The sequence below is a fragment of the Stenotrophomonas sp. 1L-E-5-B-C3 genome, from assembly GCF_057292075.1.
In genome coordinates, this window is sequence record NZ_JBXAWS010000004.1 from 308667 (window position 1) to 316567 (window position 7901).

Consider the following 7901-nt stretch of genomic DNA (forward strand, 5'->3'; position numbering starts at 1 on the left):
CTATTGTGCCGGATGCAGCCAAACCAGGTAGTGCCGGCCGCTGGCCGGCACCTGAAGGTGCCATGGATTCATGGGTTGCCGGCCAGCGGCCGGCACTACCGCCCCAGCCGCTGGTCCCGCGCCCGCTGGTCGGCCATCGCCTTGTCCAGCTCAGCCTGCAGGGCCGGCTCCTGCACGGCGGCGTCCAGCACGTACACCTTCACGCCGTGCGCGGGCACGTCGGCCTTCAGGGAGGCATCCACCTGCAACGAACCGCCGTCCAGTGCATCGCGCCAGCGGCCTGCCTGCACGTAACGCGCTACGGTGAAGGTTCTGGCCCGGTCGCCCTTGTTCAGCAGCACCAGCGCGGTCTGCGCCACGTCGCCCTGCTGCAGCACGCGGAAGAACACCGCCTCGTCGCCCTGCAGGCGTTCGTTCACCTGCAGGCCGCGCTGCAGGGCCGGGGTGGCTGCGCGCAGCCTGGCGATGCGCTGCAGCGGCGTGAAGATCGGGCTCTGCGGGGCAGCATCCACGCGCGGCTGGCCGAAGTAGGCACGGTTTCCTGCGTGCTCGGCTCGACCACGCATGAAGCCGGTTTCCGAGCCGTAGTAGACCACCGGAATGCCGCGTGCGGTGAACAACCAGTTGTGCGCATCGATGAAGCCGTTGTCGCTGGCCTGCAGGCGCGGCATGTCGTGGTTGTCGTAGAAGCTCATCAGCTCGTACGGATTGGCGTACGGGCCGCCGGTCAGGTGCAGTGGCTCGGCCAGGGTTTCAAAGCCCTTGCCGGCGATGCCGAAGGTCTGTTCCAACGCGCCGCGCAACGGGAAATCCAGCACGCTCACGTTGGCATTGGACGGCCAGGTGTGTTCGGCGATGCTCGCCGCGTTGTAGTCGAACGCTTCGCCGAACATGAACATGCCCGGATGTTCAGCGCGGATGCGTTTGACGAAGGCATGCCACCACGGATGCGGCAGCCAGCCGATGGTATCGATGCGCAGCGCATCTACCCCTTGTGAAGTCCACTGCAGGTAAGCACCCACCAGATAATCCATCACCGCCGGATTGTCCTGGTTGAAGTCGGACAGTTCAGCCAGGTTGCCATCGAAGATCGAGGCGTCCTTGCTGTCGACCGGACCGATGTTGTTGTAGAACGCGTGCAGCGGGTTGTGCTTCGGGTCCAGTTTCTGCGGTGGCAGGTTCTGGTGATCGGCGATCAGCGTGCCGTCCTTGTCGAAGATCTGGCCGAACTGCGGCTGCCGCGTCGGCATGGTCCAGGCCGGCGAGCCGTGGTTGCCGACAATGTCCAGCACCACTTTCAGGCCTGCGCCATGCAGGCCCTTGGTCAGCCCGGCGAAGTCCAGATCCCTGCTGGGCAGGTGCTCATCGAGTTTGTAGAAATTGACGCCCCAGTAGCCGTGATAACCGGTCTTGCCACGATCGGTCAGCGTGCTGGTACAGCTGATCGCCTTGCTGCCGGTGAACGCCTCGTCCGGGTTGTCGATGATCGGCGTGATCCATACCGCGCCGAAGCCGAGGTTGCGGATGTACTGCGCATTGTCGAGCACGCCGCGGAAGTCGCCACCGAGGTAGCCGATATTGCCGTCCACCTTGTCCGGGCACGGCACCGGGATATCGAAGGTGCGGTGCTTGCCGCCCTGGTCGCGGTGGTCGTTGGACGGGTCACCGTTGACGAAGCGGTCGGTGACCACGAAGTACACCGCATCGCTGGCGAACGGCTCAGTGGTGCCGACATAGTCCGGGCGCGGCGCGGCCGCCGCATGGCCGGCCAGCAGCACCAGGGAAACAGCAACAGACAGCGCACCACGCATCACACCACCTCCGGACGGGACGGAACCCGCAGCACGCACAGGCCGGCGACGAACAGGCTGCAGCCGCCCAGCACCAGCACATGCATCGGCTGGCCACCCAGCCAGGCGCGCAGGGCGAAGCCGAGCGCACTGGCCGCGACCAGCTGCGGGATCACGATGAAGAAATTGAAGATGCCCATGTACACGCCCATCTTCGATGCCGGCACACTGTCGGACAGCAGTGCGTATGGCAGCGAAAGAATGGATGCCCAGGCGAAGCCGACGCCGACCATCGACAGCAGCAGCCAGTGTGGGTCGCGGATGAACATCAGCGACACCAGGCCGGCACCGCCCAGCCACAGGTTGACCAGGTGGCTCCAACGCAGGCCGATCGCACGCACCATCGGCGGGATCAGTACCGCGGCCAGCGCAGCGAAGCCGTTGTAGGCGCCGAACAGCACCCCCACCCAGTTGGCTCCCTCGTTGTAGGCCGCCGACTGCGGATCGGTCGAGCCGAAGTGGATACCGGCCACCGCGGCGGTGGTGTAGATCCACATCGCGAACAACGCGAACCACGAGAAGAACTGCACCCACGCCAGGCGACGCATGGTGACCGGCATCGCGCGCAGATCGCCGACGATGGCGGCCAGCATGTGGGTGCCCGGCAGCGCACGGGCGAGCGCAAGCAGCACGCCGTAACCCGCACACAATCCCGCAAGCACGTACAGCATCTTGTCGCCCTGCCGCCAGGCGATCAGCAGCGCCAGCACCACGCCGAGCCCCAGCCACAGCGCCACCTGCGTCCACGGCGCCGGGCCACCGATGGCAGTCCCTGCGTGGTGCGCTGGCGGCTCGGCATCATCAAAGCCAGCCAGCTCCGTCGGTGAGTACTCGCGGGTGCTGACCACCGTCCAGGTGATCGCCGCCAGCAGCACCACCGCACCGAAGTAGAACGCATAGCGCACGGTATCGGGCACTTCGCCGGCAGCTGCGGTATTGGCCACACCGAAATGGGCGAGGATGAACGGCAGGAAGCTGGCAACGATGGCACCGACACCGATGAAAAAGCTCTGCATCGCGTAGCCGACCGGTCGCTGGCGCGGTGCCAACTGGTCACCGACGAAGGCGCGGAACGGTTCCATCGACACATTGATCGAGGCGTCCAGCACCCACAGCGTGCCAGCGGCAATCCACAGCGTTGGCGAGTTCGGCATCACCAGCAGGGCCAGTGTGGTCAGCACCGCGCCGATCATGAAGAACGGACGGCGGCGGCCCCAGCGCGTCCAGGTGCGGTCGGACAGGTAGCCGATCACCGGCTGCACCAGCAGGCCGGTCAGCGGCGCAGCGATCCACAGCCCCGGCACCGCGTCCATGTCCGCGCCCAGGGTCTCGAAGATGCGGCTGGCATTGGCGTTCTGCAGGGCGAAGCCGAACTGGATGCCGAGGAAACCGAAACACATGTTCCAGATCTGCCAGAACGACAGCTGCGGTTTGGCGGGACGACTCATCGTGCGCCCTCTTCCATCGCCACCGGCGCCACCTTCAGTGCCTGCACCTGGGCCTGGTTGAGCACACCATCACGCCCGCCCTTGCCGCCGGTGTAATGCGCGAAGTGCTGCAGCGCGCTCATGTTGAAGCCCTCTTCAAGCGTGACCGTGCACCGCCCCTTGGGCACCGCGAATGTTGCCGAGGTCGAATCCTGCACCGCCACGCTGTGCGGCAGGGTGACCGTATGCCGCTGCAACGGCTGGCCCGGGCACTGCAGAACCAGCTGCTTGACCGCAGCCGTGACGCCGGTGTTGATCGGCCCGTTCGCGTTGCTGTACTGCAGGCGCAGGCCCACCTGCCCGGCCTGGGCCGCGGTGAACTGCCAGCGTTCCTCGCCCTTCAGCACCTGCTGCGGACCGACGCAGAGCATCGGGCTGTGCAGCGATTCCAATGCACCCTCGCGCCGGGTCAGGCTGAGGCAGTGCCGCAGGCCATCGTCGCTGATGTGCACCGGGCCATTGCTGGCGGCGACGGCCCTGCCGTCCTTCCACAGAACCTGCCCAGTCGTGACCGGCACGCTCCAGCCAGCGCCATTGCGTGTGGCCTGCGGTGCGGTCGGCGTGGCCGGCGCACGCGCATTGGCGTCGGCGGTTGTGCCACCGAAGCCGGTCGCGGACTGTGCAGCCATCAGCTGCACCGTGGTCGTGTTGCCCTGGATCAGCGTCCTGCCCGCCACCAGCAGGCCATCACCCAGCTGCTGCGGGCGCTCCAGCACGTAGCGCTTGCCACCGGCCTCCAGGCTGATGCGACGCTGCGTACCGAACAGCTCCGGCACCAGTGTGACCGGCAGCTTGGGCTGCACGCGGCCATCGTCCTGCACACCGAACACACCTTCGAGCACCATCGACAGATAGCCGGCCACCGACCACAACTGGCGTTCGGAGTTGACCACCGGGCCGCTGAGTGCGCCTTCGTCGACATGCACGGCCTGGCTGACCAGCTCGTAGTTCTCCATGTTGGAAGCGGCCAGCGCCGCGCCCTGCATCAGCGAGCGGATTTCGGCAGCGATGCGCGGCGCATCGTCCAGCTGCCGCGCCGCACGCAGCGAGTAGGCGCTGACGAACGGCCAGATCGCGCGGTTGTGGTAGATCGGCTGCTGCGACTCCTGCGGCCACACCACCGGACTGCCGGCCGGCCCCATCGGGTAGGCGGCCAGCGCACGGCGCGCACGCTCGGCCGGCAACACCTCGGCGAGGATGCCCAGCGACAGGCCGAGCAGATCGACCTTGGCGTAGGGCACCGGGTGCGCGGCTTCGCCGATGTAGCTCATGTACTGGCCCATGTCCTCGCGCCAGAAGCGCGCATCGATCTGCTGCGCCAACGCATCGGCCCACGCCTTGTAGTCAGCCGCGCGGGCATCACCATGTTGGCCAGCCAGGCGTTCGGCCAGGCGCAGCGCCTGGTAGTGCAGCACGTTGGTGGACAGCGCATAGGAATCGCCGATGAAGCGCACGTCCTCGCGGGTCCAGTCCGGATAGGTCTGCTCACGCCAATCCAGGAAGGAGGTCTCGCCACGATAAAGGCCCATTCGCGCGTCGAACACCATCGCGCGGTCCTGCGCCAGCGTACCCTGCAGCGCCTGCCAGACCTGGTCGGCAAACGCGCGATCCTCCAGCAGGTGACGTGCCGCCAGGAACCACACCACGCGATCGCTGCTGATCGGCCAACTGCCACCGGAACCGGTGTCCTGCGCCACGAACAGGCCGGGCGTATGCCCGTCGCGCGCTGCGGACAGCTTGAACTGCAGCGACTGCCGCGTGCGCTGCGGGTCCATCCGCGCCAGCGCCAGATCGGCGGCGAAGCTGACATCGCGGGTCCACACGTAGGGCCAGCGCGCACCTGTCTGGAAGCACTCGCACGGCACCGGCCGGCCCTCATCGAATGCAGGATCGCGGATCGCATCCACGCGATCCTGGTCCATCTCCTGCTGGGCCAGCGCGAACAGTGCATCGAACATCACGCTTCCGGTCTGGCTGCGCATCGGTGCGGCTGCGATCTGCACTGCGCCCTTCGGCGCATGCAGCACGAAGCTGCCGTTGGCAGCGGCTTCGGCGCGCGCATGGCGGCCGTCGAATTGCAGGTCGGCCGCCTGCGCGGTCGATCCCAGCGCTGCCCCCAGGGCAGCGGTCAGGCAAATGATCTTCAGCATCGAAGCGGCGGACCGGCTTGCGCCCGTCGGCCTCCCTCCCTCTCTGCACGCGTTGTAGGTCCGCACCGTCGTTGCCGGCGGGCGGGCGCGGCCCCTCCCTCAAGGTGCCTTGGCCCCATGGTAGACGCGGGGCTGTCGGCTGCGTCCAGCTGCATACGTATTCATGGCGCCACGCGGTAGCGCGCCTGCCGCGCTGGCTTATGGTCCGGGTCTGCCAACGGCGCCTTGGGAGGGGAAATGCCGATGTCGCACACGGTTGTACGCGCGCTGTTCGCGCAGATGCTCGGCCTGGCCCTGCTGGGCCTGGCCACGCTGGCGCAGGCCGCGCCGCAGGTGGCCAGTGTCGAATCACCGGGAAAGGTGCTCAAGGTCAGTCTGGTGCTGGACGGTGGCACCGCGCGCTATCGCGTCGAGCGCTTCGGCGAGGTCGTGGTGGAGGATTCGAAGCTTGGCTTCGCCCTGCGCGACGGCCGCCTGGACCGTGATTTCGCCCTGCTCGGCCAGCAACGGCGCAGCAGCGATGACAGCTGGGAGCAGCCCTGGGGCGAACGCCGGGTCACCCGCAACCACTTCAACGAGCTGACCGTGCAGCTGGCCGAGACCACCGGCAGCAAGCGTCGGCTGGACGTGGTGTTCCGCGTGTACGACGATGGCCTCGGCTTCCGCTACGTATTCCCCGGGCAGCCGAACCTGCGCGAAGCCATCATCGATGACGAGCTCACCGAGTTCGCCATCGCACAGGATTCCACCGCGTGGTGGATCCCTGCCGGGGAACCGATCCACTACGAGTACCTGTACCAGCGCACGCCGCTGAACGAGGTGCCGCTGGTGCATACACCGATGACCCTGCGCAGCCGCGACGGCCTGCACGTGGCGATCCACGAGGCCGCCCTGGTGGACTACGCCGGCATGTGGCTGCGCCGCACCGAGGGCCAGCGCCTGCGTGCGCAGCTGTCGCCTTCGGCCGAAGGCTGGAAGGTGCGCCGCGCCCTGCCCTTCGCCACGCCGTGGCGCACGCTGCAGATCGCCGACCGTGCCGGTGGCCTGGTCGAATCGGATCTGATCCTCAACCTCAACGAGCCCAATACGCTGGGCGATGTGAGCTGGGTAAAGCCCGCCAAGTACCTGGGCGTGTGGTGGTCGATGCACCTGGACAACGAGAGCTGGGCGACCGGGCCGAAGCATGCGGCGACCACCGCGAAGACGAAGAAGGTGATCGACTTCGCCGCCGCACACGGCTTTCGTGGCGTGCTGGTGGAAGGCTGGAACCCGGGCTGGGACGGCAACTGGGTCGGCAACGGCTACGACTTCGACTTCACCCGCGCCACGCCCGATTTCGATATCGAGGCGCTGTCGGCCTATGGCCTGAAGAAGGGCGTGCACCTGATCGGCCACCACGAAACCGGCTGTGCCATCGAGCACTACGAGGAGCAGCTGGGCGCTGCGCTGGACCTGTACGCACGGTTGGGCGTGGACCAGTTCAAGACTGGTTACGTCTGCGATGACGGCCAGATCGACCGCCGCGATCCGGCCGGTGGCCCGCTGTGGCGCGAGTGGCATGACGGGCAGTTCATGGCCCGCCACCACCTGAAGGTGGTGCAGGAAGCCGCGCGCCGACACCTGTCGGTCAACCCGCATGAGCCGATCAAGGACACCGGCCTGCGCCGCACCTACCCGAACTGGATCTCGCGCGAAGGTGCGCGCGGCATGGAGTACAACGCCTGGGGCCAGCCACCGAATCCACCGGAACACGAGGTCAACCTGGTGTTCACCCGCATGCTGGCCGGGCCGATGGACTACACCCCCGGCATCCTCAGCCTGAAGGGCCGCCACGGCCAGGCCATTCCCAGCACGCTGGCGCGGCAGCTTGCCCTGTACGTGGTGCTGTACAGCCCGATCCAGATGGCCGCCGACCTGCCCGAGCACTACCTGCAGCACCGTGAGGCGTTCCGCTTCATCGAAGACGTGGCGGTGGACTGGGAGCAGAGCCGCGTGCTCGATGGCGAAGTGGGCGACTACGTGACGATCGTGCGCCGCGACCGCAACAGCCGTGACTGGTTCCTGGGCAGCATCACCGACGAGCACGGCCGCGTGCTGCCGGTGTCGCTGGGCTTCCTGGAACCGGGCGTGCGCTATCGCGCCGAGATCTACCGCGATGGCGACGGCGCGGATTTCCGCAGCAACCCCTTCGCATTCGCGCGCGAAACCCGAGAGGTGACCAGCGCCGACGTGCTGACGCTGGTGCTGGCACCGGGGGGTGGGCAGGCCATTCGTTTCACGCCGCTTTGAATGCCGCGGTAGTGGCGGCCGCTGGGAGGCAAAACAGTGGAAAAAGGTGTCGGGCAGAAACCAGAAACACCAAAAAAAAAAAACAAAAAAGAATACACCCCCACCAAACCCACTAAAAAAATATG

General features: G+C 66.9%; 4 protein-coding genes. 1 reads left to right on the top strand and 3 read right to left on the bottom strand.

The annotated features are described in order from the left end of the window. Positions 1 to 95 precede the first annotated feature (95 nt). From AC0Z6F_RS07880 to AC0Z6F_RS07890, 3 genes are read right to left on the bottom strand one after another with little or no spacing between them, the layout of a single operon-like run. Positions 96 to 1811: an alpha-amylase family glycosyl hydrolase gene (locus AC0Z6F_RS07880; protein ID WP_100434190.1), complete on the bottom strand. Its 1716-nt coding sequence runs from the start codon at positions 1809 to 1811 to the stop codon at positions 96 to 98. Next, positions 1811 to 3298, bottom strand: a complete 1488-nt coding sequence (locus tag AC0Z6F_RS07885; RefSeq protein WP_100434189.1) for an MFS transporter — start codon at positions 3296 to 3298, stop codon at positions 1811 to 1813. The genes AC0Z6F_RS07880 and AC0Z6F_RS07885 overlap by 1 nt, the downstream gene beginning before the upstream one ends. Beyond that, the gene (locus tag AC0Z6F_RS07890) at positions 3295 to 5487 is read right to left on the bottom strand and encodes a glucosidase family protein (protein ID WP_100434188.1); all 2193 of its coding nucleotides are present in this window, start codon (positions 5485 to 5487) and stop codon (positions 3295 to 3297) included. The genes AC0Z6F_RS07885 and AC0Z6F_RS07890 overlap by 4 nt, the downstream gene beginning before the upstream one ends. Positions 5488 to 5724: 237 nt before the next feature. Here AC0Z6F_RS07890 and AC0Z6F_RS07895 point away from each other — a divergent pair, with 237 nt between their 5' ends. Next, the gene (locus tag AC0Z6F_RS07895) at positions 5725 to 7776 is read left to right on the top strand and encodes a glycoside hydrolase family 97 protein (RefSeq protein WP_485616885.1); all 2052 of its coding nucleotides are present in this window, start codon (positions 5725 to 5727) and stop codon (positions 7774 to 7776) included. Positions 7777 to 7901 lie beyond the last annotated feature (125 nt).

What these genes read in the sequence shown, in the direction of transcription:
- AC0Z6F_RS07880 (WP_100434190.1), bottom strand. Translation starts at nt 1,811, where the DNA reads ATGCGTGGTGCGCTGTCTGTTGCTGTTTCCCTGGTGCTGCTGGCCGGC.
- AC0Z6F_RS07885 (WP_100434189.1), bottom strand. Translation starts at nt 3,298, where the DNA reads ATGAGTCGTCCCGCCAAACCGCAGCTGTCGTTCTGGCAGATCTGGAAC.
- AC0Z6F_RS07890 (WP_100434188.1), bottom strand. Translation starts at nt 5,487, where the DNA reads ATGCTGAAGATCATTTGCCTGACCGCTGCCCTGGGGGCAGCGCTGGGA.
- AC0Z6F_RS07895 (WP_485616885.1), top strand. Translation starts at nt 5,725, where the DNA reads ATGCCGATGTCGCACACGGTTGTACGCGCGCTGTTCGCGCAGATGCTC.